The following is a 20,923-nucleotide window of genomic DNA, read 5'->3' as shown; positions in this document are numbered from 1 at the left end:
GGACTTTTTTTCTACACTCAAAAAGGCTCCATAATCTCCACGGTGGTTTTACCCACTACAGAAATTATAGAGCCATAAAAAATCAAAAGCTAGGATGAGAATCCTAGCTTTTTTGCTTGTCCAAAAGAAAAAATCTGAGACAAAATGCCTCAGATTAAGGAGCTGTTGGGAATGAAATTTCAATGAGATTAGCCGTGTGTAGAGTTTTTATCTGGTCTAATTGGATACTTGACGTATCGATTTTACGCTTGAGGAAAAACTCACGAATGGTTTCAATTTCACTATCTTTAATAGCGCGATATTTGTTTGAAATCAACAGCTCGTAGTGGTTAGGCGCCTGCGTGAAAATAACGTCAGTATTTCCTGCTGAATAAGTCTCAACCAGCTGAGCATCCGTATTGCGAAGTTGGTTACGAACTAACTCAGAGTGGCTACTGGTGGTGTTGATTAATCTCATATACTCCCCTCCTGATGTTTTCTTTACATTAATATTATAACACGATTTTTAACAAATTAAGCGTTTTTATGGTGTTTTTTCAGCCAGGCTTTCACACCCCATTGGTGGCTGCCGCGTTTTAATTTTTGGATGGCTTCTTCAACATGGAACCAAGCGAGGTTGTTAAAGTCCTCAAGCGGTGCCCCTAATTCTTGAAAATGGGTGACTTCGTACAAGTAAGCAGGGTTGTAGAAGTAGGTATTGCGATGACGTGAGTAGAAGTACTCATCGGCTTGCCCATAATAATAGCCAATATCCGCTGAAAAGCCCAATTCTTCTCGGAGCTCACGTTGCAAGGCGGTAAAATGGTCTTCACCAGCTTCGATTTCGCCACCAGGCAAAAACCATGAGCCGTTTGGAGCTTGAACTAAAATGATTTGCGTTTGGCTCTTATCTGGAATAATCGCATACACGCCATAGCGCGCTTTATAGTTAACATGGTCTAATTTTTGACCGAAAGTAGGATTTGTCATAATGCTTTTCCTCCATTGGTAAATGGGATAGAAGCAGCGAATCAGACAAACCTGACGACACTAAATCCATCCATTACTTATATTATACTAAATCGCTCTCATTTTTTCCAGAAAGTTATCTGAATATTTTAATAATATTGGTTTTTAAAATTCTCCAGATAGTTGCTATCTGGAGAATAATGACTTATTCTGTCGGTTCTGATACGGTTTCAGCATCTTTATCTTTGTCTTTGTTAGCGGATTTGATGCTAATCTTGCCCTTGCTGGTCAAAACAGCCTTCAAATCTTTTTCGCTTGGATTTTCAAGATAGTAGTCGGTAATAGCATCTTCAATGTAGTCTTGAATAGTACGACGGAGAGGACGTGCTCCCATTTTAGGGTCGTAACCAATGTCAACCAATTTTTCTTTTACCTTATCGGTTACTTCAAGATGAATGTCATTTTGAGCAAGGCGTTTGTTAACATCATCAAGCATGAGGTTGACGATGTGGAGCAAGTTATCCTTGCTGAGTGATTTGAATTCGATAATGCCGTCAAAACGGTTCATAAATTCAGGGCTGAAGTAGTTGCCTAATTCGCCTAGAACAGAATTAGTGCGTCCTTCGCGTACTGCCCCAAAACCAACGCTAGCTTCTACCTTACCAGTTCCGGCATTTGATGTCATGATGATAATGGTATCCTTGAAGCTGACTGTGCGTCCTTGTCCGTCTGTCAAACGACCGTCATCAAGAACTTGCAAGAACATATGCATCACATCAGGATGCGCTTTTTCCACTTCATCAAGCAAGATAAGTGAATAAGGGTTGCGGCGTACTTTTTCAGTCAATTGTCCAGCTTCTTCGTAACCAACATACCCTGGAGGGGCTCCGACAAGTTTAGCGACAGCGTGTTTTTCCATGTACTCAGACATATCAAAACGAATCATGCTATCAGCTGAACCAAAGAGTTCGATAGCCAATTGCTTTGAAAGTTCGGTTTTACCAACACCAGTTGGCCCGACAAAAAGGAAAGAACCAATTGGACGATTTGGGGTACCAAGTCCGACACGATTACGGCGGATGGCTTTGGCAATTTTATCCACAGCCTCATCTTGTCCAATCACGTGTTTCTTCAAATCATCGGCTAAATGAATCAATTGAGATTGTTCTTTTTCTTTCAAGTCGCCAACAGGAATGTTGGTCTTTTCTTCAATGATCGCTTCGATGGTTTTTTCAGTGATGACTGGAATATCTTCCTCGTTGATAGTTTGTTGCTGCATTTCCTTGTATTTAGCGATTTGGTCGCGAAAATAAGCAGCGCGTTCGTAATCTTCTTCACGAGTGGCTTGAGTTTTCAAGTTTTCAGCTTGCTCTAGACGTTTATCGATTTCTTTTGGATCAATAAAATTAAGCGTCAAATTCATGCGAGAACCAGCTTCATCAAGAAGGTCGATGGCCTTGTCAGGCAAGAAACGGTCTTGAATATAGCGGTTTGATAGATTTGCGGCTGCTTCAATAGCATCATCACTGTATTTGACATGGTGGTAATCTTCATATTTCTTTTGAATACCACGAAGAATGGTAATGGTTTCTTCAACGCTTGGTTCATCCACTTTGACAGGCTGCATGCGACGTTCTAAAGCAGCATCTTTTTCGATGATGCGATATTCATTGAGGGTTGTTGCCCCAACCAGTTGCAATTCACCGCGTGCCAAGGCTGGTTTCAAAATGTTACCTGCATCCATGCTGCCATCACCTGTTGAACCTGCACCAACAATTTCGTGAATTTCATCAATGAAGAGGATAACGTCCTTACGTTTGCGGATTTCTTCCATCAATTTTTGCATGCGTTCTTCAAATTGACCACGGATGCCAGTGCCTTGAACGAGGCTAACCACATCTAAGCGAATGACTTGTTTGTTTTGCAATTTTTGTGGCACATTGCCGTCAACGATTTTTTGGGCTAGGCCTTCCACAACTGCGGTTTTACCAACACCAGGTTCTCCGATGAGGACAGGGTTATTTTTGGTACGGCGGTTGAGAATTTCGATGACACGGACAATTTCAGAATCACGTCCGATGACAGGGTCAATATCGCCACGAAGGGCCATTTCAGTAATATTGATACCAAATTCTTCTAGTAAGCCTTTTGGTTGTTGGGCACCACCATTGTTGCGATAGTTGTTGTTATTGTTGCCTCCGTTACGCCCACCATTTCCTGACTGAGTTGGAGGTGTATTTTGGAAGTTTTGATTTCCAAATGCTTGGAAGTTACCTAGATTGCTAAAAAAATCGTCAAATGGATTGGTACCAGATGCTTGGTTTTGATTGTTTGACGTAGCTGATTGCCCCCCACCTAGATTTCCTAAAATAGTATTGTTAGGGTCAGTTTTCATGATTTGATAGCAGTTTTGGCACAAGTCAATCTGCTTTTGCTGACCGTTGACATTTGTATAAAGATGAATGGTTGATTCATTTAAATGACAATTTTGACAGAGCATATAATATACCCTCCTTTCGAAATCACTGACTATGGCGACAAAGGTCAAAGATAGTCAAATTTATATTTCCATTATAGCATGTGATGACTAGAAATCAAGGAAAAAGATTACAAAATTATCACTCCTGTCATTAGAGTGCTATATTTTATTTTTATTCAGAAAATATTGACAAATGGTATATTTATGCTAAAATAAATTATAATATTTCAGAATAAAAGGGTGGAGATGACATATTACAAAACAAAAATCATTTGTGAAAGAGATTGATTTTACAAAGGAAGAGCTCTTAGAATTGATTGATTTAGGCTTGGCTTTTAAGGAATTAAAAAAGAAAAGAATTTTGCATAAGTATTTAGAGGGATTGAATATTGCCTTGATTTTTGAAAAAGCCAGCACGAGAACGCGTTCGGCTTTCACGGTGGCAGGGCAAGATTTGGGCATGAATGTCACTTATCTTGGTAGTGACGAGATTCAGCTGGGCAAGAAAGAATCCGTCATTGATACGGCAAAAGTTCTGGGGTCTATGTTTGATGGGATTGAATACCGTGGTTTTAAGCAAGAAGATGTGGAGGCCTTGGCAGAGCATTCGGGCGTGTCTGTTTGGAATGGGTTGACAGACACTTGGCACCCGACCCAAATGATTGCAGATTTTATGACTTTAAAGGAAGTTTTTGGCAGTTTGGACGGTTTAAGCATTGCTTATGTCGGTGATGGACGCAATAATATGGCGAATTCCTTGCTGGTTACCTCAGCTATTTTGGGAGTTCATGTGACCATCATCGCTCCAGAGAGTTTGCAGCCAGAAGCAGAAATTGTTGCTTTGGCGCAGCAATACAATAATGGTGCGACAATCACGATCACCGATGACCTTGATGCTGTTAAAGGTGTGGATATGCTCTACACCGATGTTTGGGTATCTATGGGAGAAGCGGTTGACTTTAAAGAACGGATTGACCTGTTGCTACCTTATCAGATTAACGCGGACTTGTTAGCCAAAACGGAAAATCCAAATGTGATTGTCATGCACTGTCTGCCAGCTTTTCATGACCTTAATACCGAGATTGGTCAGGAGATTTACCAAAAATACGGCTTGGCCGAACTGGAAATCACAGATGCTGTTTTTCAACAATTTAGCCCGATCATTTTCCAAGAAGCAGAAAACCGTATGCATTCTATCAAGGCAATTATGTACCAATCGCTCAAGGTCATTTCTTAATTGAACCATAAATATAAGAAAATGCCCTCCTAAGAGTGTTTGTTTAGGAAAAATTATGTTAAAATAGAAAAGACAATAAACAAATAGGAGAAAAAAACATGGAATCACATTTGGTGAGAATTATCAACCGTTTGGAATTGATGACAACTGATAGTAGCAATCTAAAACGTAATTTTGAACGTGATGGTGTCGTTGTGGCAGAAGTGTCATTTAGCAATGACTCTGAAAATGGTCCTGTTTTCACTTTGCGTGATGTTGAAGCGCGTGAGTTTTACTCATTTGATAGCATCGACCTTATCGCAATGGAAATCTACGATCTTCTTTACTAAAATAGCGATCATTTAAAAAGTCAAACGGGGGTTGTTTTAAAAAGCAACCTTTTTCGTTTTGATGCTCTGACATAAAGGGGTTGTTACGACGCTCCTTTTTTGCTGAAAAAAAGCAAGGTAAGCACGTCTTTGTGTTGTTGTATTTTTATTCAAAGAATGTTATAATTAGTTGATTATTAGTGATAGGAGAAATAAATGAACTTTTCATTTTTACCAGAATATTGGTCTTATTTTAACTATGGTGTCCTTGTGACCATTATGATTTCGGCTTGCGTCGTCTTTTTTGGGACCATTATTGGTATTTTAGTTGCTCTGGCTAAACGAACAAATAGCAAGATTTTAAACGCGATTACGAGTTTTTATGTCTGGGTTTTCCGTGGGACACCCATGGTCGTTCAGATTATGATTTCATTTGCTTGGATGCATTTTAACAATGCCCCTATTATTGGATTTGGGGTTTTGAACCTTGATTTTTCACGTCTATTACCTGGTATTATTATCATTTCTTTAAATAGCGGTGCTTATATTTCTGAGATTGTGCGTGCAGGGATTGAGGCAGTGCCTAAGGGGCAGTTGGAAGCGGCGTATTCGCTTGGAATTCGTCCCGTCAATGCCATGCGTTACGTCATTTTACCACAGGCTTTGAAAAACATTTTGCCAGCCTTGGGGAATGAATTTATTACCATTATCAAAGACAGTTCCCTCTTGCAAACCATCGGGGTTATGGAATTGTGGAGTGGGGCACAATCAGTCGTGACCGCCACTTACCTACCTGTAACGCCACTTCTTTTTGCGGCATTTTACTACTTGATGGTAACCACAGTCTTGTCTTTCTTATTGAAACAACTGGAAAAACGTATGGGAAATGGAGCTCGTAACTAATGTCAAAAACAATTATTTCAATCAAAGGACTTCATAAATATTTCGGAAAAAATGAAGTATTAAAAGGAATCGACCTCGATATTCACGCGGGAGAAGTGGTGGTTATTATCGGACCGTCAGGTTCAGGAAAATCAACCTTCCTTCGTACCATGAATTTATTGGAAACACCAACTAAGGGTGTGATTACCTTTGAAGGGGTAGATATTACAGACAAGAAAAATGATATTTTTAAAATGCGTGAAAAAATGGGTATGGTTTTCCAACAATTTAACCTTTTCCCAAATATGACGGTTTTAGAAAACATTACCTTGTCGCCTATCAAAACAAAAGGAATTCCGCAAGCCCAAGCAGAAGCTAAGGCTTATGAATTGCTTGAAAAGGTCGGGCTTCGTGATAAGGCAGACGCTTATCCAAATAGCCTTTCAGGTGGGCAACAACAACGTATCGCGATTGCGCGTGGCTTAGCTATGGATCCTGACGTTTTGTTGTTTGACGAACCCACATCAGCCCTTGACCCTGAAATGGTTGGAGAAGTACTTGGGGTTATGCAAAACCTCGCCAGATCAGGGATGACAATGGCTATCGTGACACACGAAATGGGCTTTGCCCGTGAAGTGGCTGACCGTGTAATTTTCATGGACGGCGGTGTTATCGTGGAACAAGGAACGCCAGAAGAAGTCTTTGAACACACCAAAGAAGAACGAACAAAAGACTTTTTAAGTAAGGTCTTGTAAACAAAGCATTGAAATCATAGAAATGGGTTGGCCTTTAGCCGTTCCTTTCTATGATTTTTTTGTGATAATTAGAATAATTCTCATTTTTGTTATAGGCTGGAAAATATGGCAAATCGGCTAAATTGGGTCGGTTTTTGTGCTATAATAAAGCCTTATAACAGGAGATTTTCTTACCTGGTAGGGAGGTTTTAGATATGATTTTGCAAAATGCAAAGGTGGGGATTCCCTACACCGTTGCGAGCATAGATTTACCAGATGATAGTGTGCGGCATTTATCGCACTTGGGGTTAAAGGTGAGCAGTCCCATTCGATTGGTGTCTAAGACATCTACAAGTGCTATTGTCATGCTAAAATCGAGTCGTTTGGCCTTTGATCAATCCATTTTAAAACACATTGATGTTACCGAAGAAGGTGACAAGGAAGTCATGCCTTTGTCGAATTTGAAGGTTGGCGAATTCGCTTATATCGAAGGCATTTATGCGGTAAATGAAACCAAACGGCGTCTTATGGATATGGGACTGACGCGTCATACCAAAGTTTACCTTCGTAAAGTCGCTCCGCTAGGTGACCCGATTGAAATTCGTTTACGTGGGTATGAATTGACCTTGCGCAAGTCTGAAGCGCAGATGATTAGTGTGGTGAAAATCGAGGGAGAGGAGGACAAATGACAGAAATTGCTTTAATCGGAAATCCCAATAGCGGGAAAACCAGTTTGTTTAACATTTTGACAGGAACCAATCAGCGCGTGGGAAATTGGCCTGGAGTGACGGTTGAGCGTAAGAGTGGGACAGCCAGGCTCAACCAAAACTGGCAAGTTCAAGATTTGCCTGGTATTTATTCCATGTCGCCTTATACGCCTGAGGAAAAAGTTGCCAGAGATTATTTGTTGAGCAACCGTGCTGACAGCATTTTAAATGTGGTAGATGCCACAAATCTTGAACGCAATCTTTATTTGACCACTCAGTTGATTGAAACGGGTATCCCTGTAACATTGGCCTTGAACATGAGCGACGTGCTAAAAGCTCAAGGGAAAGAGATTAGTGTGGATAAGTTGTCTTATCAACTAGGTGTTCCTGTCGTTTCGACCAGCGCTATTAAAAATCAAGGTGTGGATAAGGTTTTGAAAAAGGCAGCACACACCACTCGAGCAACTGTGGATACGGTGCAATACCCTGTGTACAGCGATAAATTTGAGGCAGCTATTCAACAGATTGTGGATATTTTAGGCAATAGCGTCCCAGAACGTGCCATGCGTTTTTTTGCCATTAAGCTCTTTGAACGCGACGCTTTGGTGCAAACCGAGGTGACTTTATCGGAGTTTCAGCAGAAAGAAATCGATGACGTGATCAAAATCACTGAGGAAATTTTCACGGAAGATTCGGAATCAATCGTCATCAACGAACGCTATGCCTTTATCGAACGTGTGACCCAAATGGCTCAGCACCACGATAACAGCTTCAGCACAACGCTGTCTGACCGTATTGACCGCATTGTGACGAACCGTATTCTTGCCTTGCCAATCTTTGCTTTGGTGATGTTTTTGGTTTATTTCCTCTCGATTCAGACGGTGGGGACCATGTGGACAGATTGGGTCAATGACACCTTGTTTGGTGACTGGATTCCAAGTTTGGCGGATTCTCTGTTGACAAGTTGGCAGGTGGCTGATTGGTTAAAATCTTTGATTATTGACGGTATCATCGCTGGAGTGGGAACGGTTCTTGGCTTTTTGCCGCAAATTTTCGTGCTCTTTGTCTGCCTTGGTGTCTTGGAAGATATTGGGTACATGAGTCGGATTGCCTTTGTCATGGACCGTATTTTTAGGCGTTTTGGCTTGTCTGGAAAATCCTTTATTCCCATGCTAATTGCGACGGGATGCGGGGTGCCAGCCATCATGTCGAGCCGAACGATTGAAAATGAGCGTGACCGCCGCATTACCATTATGACGGCGACCTTCATGCCTTGTTCGGCTAAGCTAGAAATCATTGCCTTGATTTCAGGCGTCTTTTTCCCTGACAATCCATTTGTAGCGCCCTCGACCTATTTCATCGGCTTTCTAACCATTATTTTATCAGGGATTGCTTTGAAGAAAACAACTATGCTTGGCAGTTATGTGAGTCCTTTCATCATGGAATTACCAGCCTACCACTTGCCAAAAATGGGAACGGTTCTTCGCTATGCCTTTGGGAAAGCCTTGAGTTTTGTAAAACGTGCTGGGACAGTCATTTTCAGTTTGACGGTTATTATTTGGTTTATGTCTTCTTATGACTTCTCTCTTCATGCCGTTGATACAGATTCTTCTATTTTGGCGCATTTTGGGCAACTCTTTGCTTGGATTTTCCAACCACTTGGTTTTGGCAATTGGAAAGCAGCGGTGGCAGCTGTAACTGGTCTAGCAGCCAAAGAAACAGTGGTTGCCACATTTGGTATCTTGTACCACAGCAGCGACGTTAGTGGCCTTGAAACAGCCTTGCAATTGGATTATAGTAGCTTGGCAGCTTATTCTTTCTTGATTTTCAATCTGCTTTGTGCCCCATGTTTTGCGGCTATTGGTGCCATTAAACGTGAAATGGGTGATTTGAAATGGACTTTGGGCACCATTGGATTTCAAACAGGTTTGGCTTATGTGATTAGCTTGGTGGTTTATCAATTTGGTTTGGTCTGCTTGTACGGTGAGCCAATTACCGTGTGGACAGTTATCGCGGTTCTGTTGTGCCTTGGCATAATTTACTTCATCGTCAGAAAACCAAAAACAGCAGACACGCCAGTGATTCATTTGGATGATTTAGAAACAGTGGGGAAATAATATGGCAACTTTTATTATTGCAGCATTGATTGCAGTAGCGACGTTTTTTGGCATTCGACGCCTCTTTAAAAGTAAGGGGGCTTGCGGAGATTGTGAGTGTTCGTGCCCTATCAAAGAAGAAATGCACAAACCCGCTCATTTAAAATAAGGACTTGCTCTTTGGAGCACGTTTTTTTATGGAGAAATATTCTGAAAATACACACTTTTATAATCGATTTTTTTGGTATAATAGAGGGTAATAATAAAAAGGGGGAATGGTATGGCAAAGATAATTGATGGCAAAGCCCTAGCGGCAAAAAAGCAAGCGGCCTTGCAGGAAAAAGTGGAACGTTTAAAAGCTGAATCAGGTCTAGTGCCTGGATTGGTGGTTATTTTAGTGGGGGACGACCCTGCCAGCCAAGTCTATGTGCGAAATAAGGAGCGCTTTGCTAAAAAGGTCGGCTTTTTGAGTGAAACGGTTCGTTTGTCAGAATCTATCAGCGAAGAAGAGCTGATTCAAGTTATTGAAAAATACAATAAGGACGAGCGTTTTCATGGAATTTTGGTGCAATTGCCTTTGCCAAAGCATATCAATGACAAGCGTGTCATTTTAGCCATTGACCCTAAAAAAGATGTGGATGGGTTTCATCCTATGAATACTGGTCACCTTTGGAGTGGGCGTCCTGTCATGGTGCCTTGTACCCCAGCTGGTATCATGGAATTGTTGCGTGAGTACGAAGTGGCGTTAGAGGGCAAAACGGCTGTTATCATTGGCCGTTCCAATATCGTTGGTAAGCCTATGGCACAACTCCTGCTGGAAAAAAATGCAACGGTAACCTTGGCGCATTCGCGGACACGCGATTTGGCAAAAGTCACCAAGCAAGCGGATATTTTAATTGTCGCTATCGGCCAAGGTCATTTTGTGACGGCTGACTTTGTCAAAGAAGGTGCCGTAGTCATTGACGTTGGCATGAATCGTGATGTTGATGGCAGACTTATTGGTGATGTTGATTTTGAAGGGGTTGAACCAATAGCCAGTCTAATCACCCCTGTTCCTGGTGGGGTTGGCCCAATGACCATAACCATGCTGATGGAACAAACCTATCAATCAGCCCTTAGAAGTGTGAGTTTATGATTATCAATGAACATTTAGTTAAAAAAGTTATTACCAAACGTGTCAGTCATTCTTATAAAGGAACCTACGGTCATGTGCTTTTGATCGGTGGTTTTTATCCTTATGGTGGTGCTATTATCATGTCGGCTCTTGCTACGGTCAATAGCGGAGCGGGTTTGGTGACTGTGGCGACCGAGCGTGACAATATCGCTGCCTTGCATAGCCACTTGCCAGAAGCCATGGCTTTTGATGCTGTGGATACCGAACTTTTGCAAACCAGCATTGAACAAGCTGATGTGATTTTGATTGGTCCTGGTTTGGGTAAAAGCTTTAAAGCCCAAAAGGTTTTCAAAACGGTTTTGGATAAGGTTGCCAAACGCCAAATTTTGATTGTTGACGGTTCCGCCTTAAATCTCCTTGCTTTGCCCAATTTTCGTCAATTTAAGACGCCAAATCTAATCTTAACGCCGCACCAAAAAGAGTGGGAACGCTTATCAGGTATTCCCATTGCCAAACAAACCTTGCCCAATACCCGAAAAGCCCTGCAAGCTTTCCCAGCCTCAACCATTTTAGTGGCTAAAAGCCATCAGACTAAGGTCATTCAAGGTAAACGTATTGGTGAATTGACGGTTGGAGGCCCCTACCAAGCAACTGGAGGTATGGGGGATACTTTGTGCGGCATGATTGCAGGATTTGTGGCACAATTTTCTGATAATCTCTTTGATACGGTGGCAGCGGCGACTTATCTCCACTCAGCCATAGCGGATAAATTGAGTGCGGATGCCTATGTTGTTCTTCCGACAAGCATTAGTGCCGATATTCCGCGCGTGATGAAAAAGTATTCCGAATTATAATCTGAAAAGCGCACTGTGGTGCTTTTTGTTTGGACAGACTAGGAGATTCCGTCTGCCATTTTGCGCTATTTTTTGCTATAATTGTAATGATATGCCATATTTATATCAGGTAACAAGAGAACAGAAAGGAGCCTACTATGTCAGATTATTTAAGTGTGTCAAGTTTGACCAAATACCTTAAATTAAAATTTGACCGCGACCCTTATTTGGAGCGGGTGTATTTGACTGGTCAGGTATCCAATTTTCGTCGTCGTCCCAATCACCAATATTTTTCTTTAAAAGATGAGCAAGCGGTCATTCAGGCCACCATGTGGGCAGGCACTTTTAAAAAACTTGATTTTGAGCTGGAAGAAGGCATGAAAATCAACGTTGTTGGCCGTGTCCAAATTTATGAACCAAGCGGTTCGTATTCGATTATCATTGAGAAAGCGGAGCCAGATGGTATTGGTGCCTTGGCTATTCAGTTTGAGCAATTGAAGAAAAAATTGACTGAGGCGGGGTATTTTGACGAGCGTCATAAACAACCCTTACCACAATTTGTCAAGAAAATTGGTGTGGTGACTAGCCCAAGTGGAGCCGTTATTCGTGATATTATTACCACTGTATCTCGCCGTTTTCCTGGGGTGGAGATTTTGCTTTTCCCAACCAAGGTGCAAGGTGAGGGAGCTAGTCAGGAAGTGGCTGCTAATATCGCCTTAGCCAATGAACGTGAGGACCTGGACCTACTGATTGTCGGTCGTGGCGGCGGCTCGATTGAGGACCTGTGGGCTTTCAATGAAGAAGTTGTGGTGCAGGCCATTTTTGAATCTCGCCTTCCTGTGATTTCAAGCGTGGGGCATGAAACCGATACCACCTTGGCGGATTTTGTGGCTGACCGCAGGGCTGCTACTCCAACGGCAGCGGCAGAATTGGCGACACCTGTGACAAAGGCAGACATTATTTCATGGATTTCTGAGCGACAAAACAGGGCTTATCAAGCTGGTTTGCGAGTGATTAAAAGAGATCAAGAACGTTTGGGTAAGTTGGCCAAATCGGTGATTTTCAGACAGCCTGAGCGTTTGTATGATGGTTATGCCCAGAAATGTGACCATTTGACCTCGCGGTTAAAAAGCACCGTGGAACAGCAGGTTCAACAAGCCAGTCAAGCCCAACAATTGCTTAACCAACGCCTTTTGGCCGTAGATTTGGAGCGCAATATCAGACGCTATAAGGAGCGAATTGAGGCCCTCAAACGTCTATTGACCTCGCAGGTGACTAGCCAGTACGAAAGCCAATTGGCACGATTTGAAAAAGCCCAAGACGCTTTGTTGTCCTTGGATACGAGTCGTATTATTGCAAGAGGTTATGCCATGGTGCAAAAGGGAGATAAGGTGATCTCTAGCGTCACTGAAGTAGCAAAAGGAGAGCAATTGAGCGTTCAATTAAAAGATGGGCAACTTGAAGTGGAGGTAAAAAATGCCAAAAAAGAAAACATTTGAGGAAAATTTACAGGAATTAGAAGCCATTGTGACCAAGCTTGAAAATGGTGATGTGGCTTTGGAAGATGCGATCGAGGCCTTCCAGCAAGGCATGATTTTGTCAAAAGAATTGCAAAAAACGCTGGATTCTGCGGAAAAAACGCTTGTCAAAGTCATGCAAGCTGACGGAACAGAGACGGAAATGGATGCCTAATGGATAAAATAAAGGAAATCAATCAGGCTATTTACCGTTATTATAGCCAAAAACCTCAGGTTTCAGAGGATTTAATTGCCTCTATTTTGTACTCGGTGGAGTCTGGTGGCAAACGCATCCGACCGCTTCTGTTTTTGGAAATGTTGGAAGGTTTTGGCATGGATTTGACCGAGGGGCATTTTGACGTGGCAGCGGCTTTGGAGATGATTCACACGGGAAGTTTGATTCACGATGATTTGCCAGCCATGGACGATGATGATTACCGCCGTGGGCGTTTGACTAACCACAAAAAATTTGGCGAAGCGACAGCCATTTTAGCAGGAGATAGTCTCTTTTTAGACCCGTTTGGGTTGGTGGCAAATGCAGAGCTGGCTGATAAGATTAAGGTGCAATTGATAGCAGAATTGTCCCAAGCATCTGGAACCTATGGCATGGTTGGTGGGCAAATGCTGGATGTGGAGGGCGAAGAACGTCAACTGGAATTAACAGAATTGCAGGCCATTCATGCCAATAAAACAGGGAAATTGTTGACTTTTCCGATTGTGGCAGCTGGTATTGTTGCCAATGTATCAGAAGTAGACTTGGTTCGTTTGCATGAAGCGGGTGCCTTGATTGGACTGGCTTTTCAAGTGCGTGATGACATTTTAGATGTGACAGCGACCTTTGACGAAATCGGCAAAACCCCTAAAAAAGACCTCTTAGCTGACAAGGCTACTTATCCAAGTTTGCTTGGTTTAGAACAGTCGTACGATGTCTTAAATCAATCCATCGACCAAGCGCTAGCCATTTTCCAAAAACTAGCAGAAACGCAAGCGTTTCACACTGAAAAAATCACTGAAATGATAGAAAGGTTACGACTAAATGCCTAAGGAAAGAGTGGACGTACTAGCCTATAAACAAGGGCTTTTTGATACCCGTGAGCAAGCCAAACGTGGGGTGATGGCGGGTCTTGTGGTCAATGTGATTAACGGAGAACGTTATGACAAACCTGGTGAAAAAATCGACGCTGGAACCGAACTCAAACTCAAGGGCGAAAAGCTCAAATACGTTAGCCGTGGTGGTTTGAAATTGGAGAAGGCTTTGCAGGTTTTTGGCCTGTCTGTGGACGGTCAGACTACGATTGATATCGGTGCCTCAACAGGTGGCTTTACCGATGTGATGCTGCAAAACGGTGCCAAACTGGTTTACGCTGTTGATGTCGGTACCAACCAATTGGTCTGGAAATTACGTCAGGATGCGCGTGTGCGGAGCATGGAGCAATACAATTTCCGCTACGCTCAGTTAGCTGATTTTACAGAAGGGCAGCCGACATTTGCCAGCATTGACGTTAGTTTTATCTCCCTCAAACTCATTTTGCCAGCTCTACACGCTATTTTGGCAGACCAAGGCCAAGTGGTTGCGCTGATTAAGCCGCAATTTGAAGCAGGCCGCGAGCAAATTGGAAAAAATGGCATCATTCGCGATAAGGCTGTTCATCAAAAGGTTTTAGAGCAGGTGACTGCCTTTGCTTTGGCTGATGGCTTTAGCGTTAAGGGACTTGATTTTTCACCAATCCAAGGTGGGCATGGCAATATCGAATTTTTGGCCCATTTGGAAAAATCTGCTGACCCTCAAAGCCAAGTGGCAGCACAGATTCCAGAAATCGTAGAAAAAGCACATAAGGAATTTAAAGATGAAAAAGAGTGAACGTTTAGAACTAATCAAGAAAATGGTTTCAGAAAATGCCATTGAAACCCAACACGACTTACTGAAATTGCTAGAGGAAAGAGGCTTGACCTTGACCCAAGCAACGGTGTCTAGGGACATGAATGAGATTGGCATTATCAAGGTGCCATCATCTGAAGGGCCTTATATCTACGGCTTTTCAATAGATAAAGCCCAAAAAGTCGGTCAGCCCTCTGTCCCCATTAAGAGCACCGTTTTGTCGATTTCAGAAGAAACACCAGGTTTAGAGGCCTTCCTCAATTTGGACGTGGTTCCAGGAAATAGCCGCCTGATTAAACGTTTCTTGTTGGAAGATTTCAAGGACCGTATTTTGAGTGTGATTGCAGATGACGATAGCTTGTTGGTGTTGGCAAAAAGCGCTGACGCTGCCAAGGCCATTCGCCATGAAGTGCACCAATGGATGACAAGTAGCCATTAAGAGAGGTTTTTCCCATGCTTTTAGAAATGTCCATTAAAAATTTCGCCATTATCGAGGAAATTTCCCTGACTTTTGATAATGGAATGACGGTGTTGACAGGGGAAACAGGGGCTGGTAAGTCCATTATTATTGACGCCATGAATCTGATGCTAGGGGCGCGTGCCAGCCTTGATGTGATTCGTCATGGAGCGACCAAAGCCGAAATTGAAGGGCTCTTTTCAGTTGGGAAAAATGCTGCGCTGATGACCATTTTGGAAGATAATGGCATTGACGCCAGTGAGGAATTGATTATTCGCCGTGATATTTTGCAAAATGGTCGTTCAATCGGTCGCATCAATGGGCAATTGGTCAACCTAGCTACCTTGCGAGCTGTGGGGCAATATCTGGTGGATATCCACGGTCAGCACGACCAAGAAGAATTAATGAAGCCAAATCGCCATATTAAGATGCTGGACGAATTTGGTGACAAGGCTTTTTGGGAAGTCAAAAAACATTACCAATCCCTTTTTGAAGACTACCGTCAATTGCGTCAACGGGTATTGACCAAACAAAAAAACGAGCAAGAACACAAGGCTCGTATTGAGATGCTTGCCTTTCAAATGGCGGAAATTGAAGCAGCTGCCCTTCGATCAGGTGAGGACAAAAAACTCCATCAAAACCGCGATAAATTGTTAAATCACAAGCACATTGCAGATACGTTGATGAATGCCTATGTCATGCTGGATAACGAAGAATTTTCAAGCTTGTCCAATATCCGCTCTGCCATGAATGACATGATGTCCTTGGAAGAATTTGACCGTGACTACAAGGAAATGTCCACCAATCTATCAGAAGCCTACTACATTTTGGAAGAAATCACCAAACAATTAGGGGATGTGATTGAGAATTTGGATTTTGATGCCCAGCAATTGCAGCAAATCGAGGCTCGTTTGGAAGTCATTAACAGCATTACCCGAAAATACGGTGGCAGTGTCGATGACGTTTTGGAATATTACGATAATATCACCAAAGAATACAATCTGTTGACGGGCAATGACGAATTTTCCGATGATATGGAAAAGACCTTGAAACAATTGGAAAAAGAGCTTATCTCGGCAGCTGACAACCTCAGCCAAGAACGCCATGCTCTTGCTAAAACTCTAGAAAGTGAAATCAAGCAAGAACTGGCTGATTTGTACATGGAAAAGGCAGACTTCCAAGTGCAATTTAGCAAGGGAAAATTCAATCGTGAAGGTAATGAAAACGTTGAGTTTTACATTTCCACTAACCCTGGTGAAGGCTTTAAGCCGCTGGTTAAAGTGGCATCTGGAGGGGAATTATCGCGCTTGATGCTGGCTATCAAATCAGCATTTTCACGCAAAGAGGACAAGACCAGTATTGTTTTTGATGAGGTGGATACAGGGGTGTCAGGTCGTGTTGCCCAAGCTATTGCCCAAAAAATTCACAAAATTGGCAGTCATGGTCAGGTTCTTGCTATTTCTCACTTGCCACAAGTGGTGGCTATTGCTGATTACCAGTTCTACATTGAAAAACGGAGTGATGAGCATAAAACCGTGTCAACGGTTCGTTTGCTCACGCAAGACCAACGTGTGGAAGAAATTGCTAAAATGTTAGCAGGCAATGACGTGACGGATTTGGCCCGCCAACAAGCCCGAGAATTATTAAAACATTAGGCGCTTAGCACAAAAGTGGAACAGAGTAGCTTTCTTTTCAAAGATTTCTCATTTTCACGTTAGAAAAAATCCCCGAAGTCTTGAAAAATTTGGTATAATGGCATTGGAGTAAAAACTAGAACAGAAGTAATGATAGGATAAAATATGAGTAAAATTAAAATTGTTACAGATTCGTCTTTAACGATAGAACCTGAGTTGATTACGAAGTATGATATTACCGTTATCCCTTTGTCAGTGATGATTGACGGTGTGGTTTATTCAGACAATGACTTAAAAGAAGAAGGCAAATTCTTGAACATGATGCGTCATAGCCGTGATTTGCCAAAGACCAGCCAACCACCTGTCGGCATTTTTGCAGAAGCTTATGAAAAACTGATGAAAGAGGGCGCTGAACACATTGTATCGATTCACATCGCTCATACCTTGTCAGGAACAGTAGAAGCGGCCCGCCAAGGTGCTAACTTATCAGGTGCGAATGTGACGGTCATTGATTCGACCTTTACTGACCAATGCCAAACCTTCCAAGTGGTTCAAGCTGCCAAATTAGCGCAAGAAGGTGCGAGCTTGTCAGAAGTCGTGGCAAAAATCGAAGAAGTTCGTAAAAAATCAGAACTCTTTATCGGTGTATCAACCCTTGAAAATCTTGTTAAGGGTGGCCGTATCGGTCGTGTGACAGGCTTGCTCAGCTCACTGCTTAATATCAAAGTCGTTATGGAAATGGCTCACAGCGAACTCAATCCTATTGTCAAAGGGCGTGGCTTGAAAACCTTTAACAAATGGTTGGATGGTTTTATTGAAACAGCCAAGAACAAAAAAGTCGCTGAAATTGGGATTTCTTACTGTGGAACGGCTGACATGGCGAATGGCTTTAAAGAAAAACTAGAAGTTCTAGGAGCGCCAATCACCGTTCTTGAAACGGGGTCAATTATCCAAACTCATACAGGCGAAAATGCCTTTGCGGTGATGGTGCGTTATGAATAAATTCAAACAGATAATGGTGGGGTTTGCGTTCTTTTTAGCAGCCCTTCTTCTGTTCGGTGGGCTTTTTTCCTTACTCATTCCAAAATCCGCTTCAGAGATAAGCCACAAGGACATTGCGACTACCAAGGCTAAGTCCTTTAACTATGTTGCCATCGGTGATTCCTTGACCCAAGGGGTTGGCGATAGTACCAATCAAGGTGGCTTTGTGCCCTTGCTTTCTCAGGACTTGACCGATAAATATCATTACGATGTTCATTACAGCAATTACGGGGTGTCTGGCAATACCAGCAATCAGATTTTAAAACGCATGCAGGAACAAACAGACATTCAAGAAGCTCTTGCCAAAGCCAATCTGATGACCTTAACTGTCGGAGGCAATGACGTGATGGCTGTGATTCGCAAGAATTTGGCTAATTTGTCGGTGTCTTCTTTCACCGAATCGTCCAAGGATTACCAAAAACGCCTCCGTCAGATTATTGACCTTGCAAGAACAGATAACCCCAACTTGCCGATTTATATTCTAGGTATTTACAATCCTTTTTATTTGAATTTTCCTGATATGACGGAAATGCAAGACATTGTGGACAATTGGAATACCGCCACAGAAGACGTTACCAAAGAGTATGACAAGGTTTACTTTGTGCCAATCAATGATTTGCTCTATAAGGGCGTCAATGGTGAAGAGGGCATTGTATCTACCTCAGGTGACCAAACAACCGTCATCAACGATGCCTTGTTTAGTGGCGACCATTTCCATCCCAATAATATCGGCTACCAAATCATGTCAGATGCAGTAATGGAGAAGATAAGTGAAACAAAAAAAGACTGGACGAAAAACTAACTGGTGGAAATGGGGATTTCTCCTTATTTTAGCCATGAACCTCGCTTTTGTTGGTGTGGTGGCAAGTCGTTTGTTGCAAGTCAGAGAGCCTGCCACCGAAAACATCAGCAACAACCAAAAAAAGAGCATCAAGGTTGGGATGTTCTCAACCAACATAGAGCAGCTTAACGACACCGTGGCAGCTTACCTGAAGGATTATCAGACCAAAAAAATGTCTTATAATGTCTATGCTACATCGTCTGAAATCATGTTTGAAGGGAAATACACCTTGCTGGGTTATGAAGTGCCCTTGTACATCTACTTCCAACCTAGCCGCTTAAATTCAGGTGCTATTCAGTTAAAAGTTACCTCATTCTCAGTCGGAACCCTTTCGTTACCAAAATCTGAAATCTTAAAATACATTGCGTCAAGTTATAAGCTGCCTTACTTTGTTGAAGTGCTTCCTGATGAGTCAGCCATCAACATCAATATCCAAAATTTGAAGAACGATGCGGACATTTATTTGAAGGCAACAACAGTCGATTTGGTTGGGGACCAATTCAATTTTGACATTTACAAGAAAAGCCGTTAAATAGCGCTAAATACTTGACCTCATGGGGATTTTTGGGTATGATAGAACGTGTTAAAGTGTTAACGCTTAGAAATTAATTGGAGGATTTGTTAAATGGCTAACAAACAAGATTTAATCGCTAAAGTTGCAGAAGCAACTGAGCTTACTAAAAAAGATTCAGCAGCAGCTGTAGATGCAGTATTCTCAGCAATTGAAAGCTTCCTTGCTGAAGGCGAAAAAGTTCAATTAATCGGTTTTGGTAACTTTGAAGTTCGCGAACGTGCGGCTCGTAAAGGTCGTAACCCACAAACTGGTGAAGAAATTGAAATTTCAGCTTCAAAAGTTCCTGCATTTAAAGCTGGTAAAGCACTTAAAGACGCTGTAAAATAATCAACGCAGAAAAAGAGCCTTGTCCCATCAACCTTTGTTGAGTGTTGCAAGACTCTTTTTTAGTCATCAGACGATAGCACCAAGATGAGCTTCTAGGTGCTTTTTTGCGTTAAAAAAATCCCTTATGGCTATTGCCATAAAGGATAATGTGATGAGAAATTACTGGTTTGACCAAGCGAAGCCTTTGTGGTTGTCTCTTGAAATGGTAGAACGTAGGATAAAGCCAACGTCTTCAGTGTTGTTGGCTAGACGGTAGCCGACAATGGCGTCAACGGTTTCGCCTGGATTGACTTCTTTATTAGCGTTGTCCACGAGTTCTTGGTTGGCATCGGTGTGGACTTCCTTGAGGTCAACAGGAGAAAGACTCTCATTTTTGTTGTCGTTAGTTTGTTGCAAGTCCCAATCAACAGCAAATCCCATATAAGGTGTTGTTGCTGTTTCTTCATTGTTGGTGAAACTGATATCAACCAAGAGGATATTGTCCTCATCGCTGTTTCCTTTGACTTTGGTAATACTCTTAAAAGTATAGGTATTTTTTTTATCGGCTTGAACGCTATACGGAAATGATACATAGGCCTCGTCTGAATAAGCCGTGGTCTTTTGAGGTAATTCTGTTTCGCTAGAAGAAGCATAACGTTCTAAAGGATACGAATTTTCCGACTTGCTTTTGCTGCTTGAGTTGTTTGACGAGGTGGCACAAGCACTAAGGGTCACAATAGACAATAAAGTCATCCCGATTACACTAAGCTTTTTCATGATTATCTTCTATTTTCAGCTTTTTACGTGGTTCAGCCTTACACGTTTGTTATCTCGTATGTCGAATGGTATGCGTCCACATATCCTGAGCTAAAATTTGTCTAATCGCCCATGAATACAGGAATGAAACCACCCTCAAGTTATAGTGTATCATAGAATGCCCAAACTGCCTAGCACAAAACCACCATAGAAGATAAAGCAGGTGGTTACAGTTTAAAATGTGGGTAACTTGTGTTATAATCAGTTGAAACATCTTTTGGCTTTGCCCAAAAGGATTAGAGAGAAGAGTTGATAACATGAAGGAAACGCTGTTATTTATCATTATTGTTTTAGCTATTTTTTCAATTATCAAGGTTCTTTTGTTGATTGCTTATAGTTACGTCCTAAAACCAAAAGTGGATAAGGACGGCAATATCATCGCTCCTAAGAATAAAAAAGACGATAAGGACGATGAAAAGACACTCAACAATGATGACGATGATGATTTTTGGAATGATTGGTAAGCGTCATTTTAAGACTAAAAATGCCACCCTATTTCTAGGGCGGCATTTTTTTATGA

Annotated in this window: 24 protein-coding genes; 20 read left to right on the top strand and 4 right to left on the bottom strand. The window is 42.1% G+C overall.

The annotated features are described in order from the left end of the window. Window positions 1-154 precede the first annotated feature (154 nt). The 3 genes from ACFORE_RS05330 to ACFORE_RS05320 form a co-directional block, all read right to left on the bottom strand. Entirely contained in the window at window positions 155-457 is a 303-nt protein-coding gene (locus ACFORE_RS05330) for a DUF1827 family protein (RefSeq protein WP_154454444.1), read from the bottom strand. A gap of 56 nt (window positions 458-513) precedes the next feature. Then, window positions 514-969, bottom strand: coding sequence for an NUDIX hydrolase (locus ACFORE_RS05325; protein WP_154454443.1), 456 nt, complete (start codon window positions 967-969; stop codon window positions 514-516). A gap of 184 nt (window positions 970-1,153) precedes the next feature. Next, the gene (locus tag ACFORE_RS05320) at window positions 1,154-3,448 is read right to left on the bottom strand and encodes an ATP-dependent Clp protease ATP-binding subunit (protein ID WP_235281199.1); all 2,295 of its coding nucleotides are present in this window, start codon (window positions 3,446-3,448) and stop codon (window positions 1,154-1,156) included. A gap of 232 nt (window positions 3,449-3,680) precedes the next feature. On the opposite strand from ACFORE_RS05320, the gene argF reads away from it, so the two are divergent. From argF to ACFORE_RS05225, 19 genes are all read left to right on the top strand, one after another. Further along, window positions 3,681-4,664 (top strand): ornithine carbamoyltransferase, encoded by a 984-nt coding sequence (gene argF, locus ACFORE_RS05315; RefSeq protein ID WP_294422317.1) that lies wholly within the window; start codon window positions 3,681-3,683, stop codon window positions 4,662-4,664. A gap of 98 nt (window positions 4,665-4,762) precedes the next feature. Next, window positions 4,763-4,993 (top strand): DUF1797 family protein, encoded by a 231-nt coding sequence (locus ACFORE_RS05310; protein WP_154454438.1) that lies wholly within the window; start codon window positions 4,763-4,765, stop codon window positions 4,991-4,993. A gap of 195 nt (window positions 4,994-5,188) precedes the next feature. Beyond that, window positions 5,189-5,875 (top strand): amino acid ABC transporter permease, encoded by a 687-nt coding sequence (locus ACFORE_RS05305; protein ID WP_154454437.1) that lies wholly within the window; start codon window positions 5,189-5,191, stop codon window positions 5,873-5,875. After that, the gene (locus tag ACFORE_RS05300) at window positions 5,875-6,609 is read left to right on the top strand and encodes an amino acid ABC transporter ATP-binding protein (protein WP_154454436.1); all 735 of its coding nucleotides are present in this window, start codon (window positions 5,875-5,877) and stop codon (window positions 6,607-6,609) included. The genes ACFORE_RS05305 and ACFORE_RS05300 overlap by 1 nt, the downstream gene beginning before the upstream one ends. Window positions 6,610-6,803: 194 nt before the next feature. Continuing rightward, a complete protein-coding gene (locus tag ACFORE_RS05295; RefSeq protein ID WP_154454435.1) occupies window positions 6,804-7,277 on the top strand; it encodes a ferrous iron transport protein A in 474 nt (157 codons plus the stop codon). Then, window positions 7,274-9,412, top strand: coding sequence for a ferrous iron transport protein B (gene feoB, locus ACFORE_RS05290; RefSeq protein WP_154454434.1), 2,139 nt, complete (start codon window positions 7,274-7,276; stop codon window positions 9,410-9,412). The genes ACFORE_RS05295 and feoB overlap by 4 nt, the downstream gene beginning before the upstream one ends. Before the next feature lies 1 nt (window position 9,413). Beyond that, complete coding sequence (locus ACFORE_RS05285; protein ID WP_154454433.1) at window positions 9,414-9,560, top strand: FeoB-associated Cys-rich membrane protein; 147 nt, start codon at window positions 9,414-9,416, stop codon at window positions 9,558-9,560. A gap of 111 nt (window positions 9,561-9,671) precedes the next feature. Further along, window positions 9,672-10,526: a bifunctional methylenetetrahydrofolate dehydrogenase/methenyltetrahydrofolate cyclohydrolase gene (locus tag ACFORE_RS05280; protein ID WP_154454432.1), complete on the top strand. Its 855-nt coding sequence runs from the start codon at window positions 9,672-9,674 to the stop codon at window positions 10,524-10,526. Then, complete coding sequence (locus ACFORE_RS05275) at window positions 10,523-11,359, top strand: NAD(P)H-hydrate dehydratase (protein ID WP_235280862.1); 837 nt, start codon at window positions 10,523-10,525, stop codon at window positions 11,357-11,359. The genes ACFORE_RS05280 and ACFORE_RS05275 overlap by 4 nt, the downstream gene beginning before the upstream one ends. A 137-nt stretch (window positions 11,360-11,496) precedes the next feature. Further along, window positions 11,497-12,837, top strand: coding sequence for an exodeoxyribonuclease VII large subunit (xseA, locus tag ACFORE_RS05270; RefSeq protein ID WP_235280861.1), 1,341 nt, complete (start codon window positions 11,497-11,499; stop codon window positions 12,835-12,837). Next, complete coding sequence (locus ACFORE_RS05265) at window positions 12,815-13,030, top strand: exodeoxyribonuclease VII small subunit (RefSeq protein WP_154454429.1); 216 nt, start codon at window positions 12,815-12,817, stop codon at window positions 13,028-13,030. Before xseA ends, ACFORE_RS05265 begins: the two co-directional genes overlap by 23 nt. Beyond that, window positions 13,030-13,899 carry a polyprenyl synthetase family protein gene (locus ACFORE_RS05260; protein ID WP_154454428.1) on the top strand — a complete coding sequence of 290 codons (870 nt, stop codon included), beginning with the start codon at window positions 13,030-13,032 and terminating at the stop codon, window positions 13,897-13,899. The genes ACFORE_RS05265 and ACFORE_RS05260 overlap by 1 nt, the downstream gene beginning before the upstream one ends. Continuing rightward, on the top strand, window positions 13,892-14,716 hold the full coding sequence (locus tag ACFORE_RS05255) for a TlyA family RNA methyltransferase (protein ID WP_235280860.1): 825 nt from the start codon (window positions 13,892-13,894) through the stop codon (window positions 14,714-14,716). Before ACFORE_RS05260 ends, ACFORE_RS05255 begins: the two co-directional genes overlap by 8 nt. After that, on the top strand, window positions 14,703-15,173 hold the full coding sequence (locus ACFORE_RS05250) for an arginine repressor (RefSeq protein ID WP_154454426.1): 471 nt from the start codon (window positions 14,703-14,705) through the stop codon (window positions 15,171-15,173). The genes ACFORE_RS05255 and ACFORE_RS05250 overlap by 14 nt, the downstream gene beginning before the upstream one ends. 14 nt (window positions 15,174-15,187) lie before the next feature. Continuing rightward, the gene (gene recN / locus ACFORE_RS05245; protein ID WP_380435035.1) at window positions 15,188-16,846 is read left to right on the top strand and encodes a DNA repair protein RecN; all 1,659 of its coding nucleotides are present in this window, start codon (window positions 15,188-15,190) and stop codon (window positions 16,844-16,846) included. Between the two features lie 144 nt (window positions 16,847-16,990). Beyond that, complete coding sequence (locus tag ACFORE_RS05240; protein WP_204984591.1) at window positions 16,991-17,827, top strand: DegV family protein; 837 nt, start codon at window positions 16,991-16,993, stop codon at window positions 17,825-17,827. After that, the gene (locus ACFORE_RS05235; protein ID WP_154454423.1) at window positions 17,820-18,668 is read left to right on the top strand and encodes an SGNH/GDSL hydrolase family protein; all 849 of its coding nucleotides are present in this window, start codon (window positions 17,820-17,822) and stop codon (window positions 18,666-18,668) included. The genes ACFORE_RS05240 and ACFORE_RS05235 overlap by 8 nt, the downstream gene beginning before the upstream one ends. Next, a complete protein-coding gene (locus ACFORE_RS05230; protein WP_380435034.1) occupies window positions 18,637-19,239 on the top strand; it encodes a YpmS family protein in 603 nt (200 codons plus the stop codon). Before ACFORE_RS05235 ends, ACFORE_RS05230 begins: the two co-directional genes overlap by 32 nt. Before the next feature lie 93 nt (window positions 19,240-19,332). Then, complete coding sequence (locus ACFORE_RS05225; RefSeq protein ID WP_154454422.1) at window positions 19,333-19,608, top strand: HU family DNA-binding protein; 276 nt, start codon at window positions 19,333-19,335, stop codon at window positions 19,606-19,608. Between the two features lie 159 nt (window positions 19,609-19,767). On the opposite strand, the gene ACFORE_RS05220 is transcribed toward ACFORE_RS05225, so the two are convergent. Next, window positions 19,768-20,364 (bottom strand): DUF5067 domain-containing protein, encoded by a 597-nt coding sequence (locus ACFORE_RS05220; RefSeq protein ID WP_380435033.1) that lies wholly within the window; start codon window positions 20,362-20,364, stop codon window positions 19,768-19,770. 296 nt (window positions 20,365-20,660) lie between these two features. Here ACFORE_RS05220 and ACFORE_RS05215 point away from each other — a divergent pair, with 296 nt between their 5' ends. After that, a complete protein-coding gene (locus ACFORE_RS05215; protein ID WP_154454420.1) occupies window positions 20,661-20,867 on the top strand; it encodes a hypothetical protein in 207 nt (68 codons plus the stop codon). Window positions 20,868-20,923 lie beyond the last annotated feature (56 nt).

The sequence above is a fragment of the Streptococcus alactolyticus genome, from assembly GCF_042649785.1.
GTDB classification, from domain to species: Bacteria; Bacillota; Bacilli; order Lactobacillales; family Streptococcaceae; genus Streptococcus; species Streptococcus alactolyticus.
The sequence above is the reverse complement of the archived record's forward strand: the minus strand, read 5'-3'. Positions and strand labels throughout refer to the sequence as shown.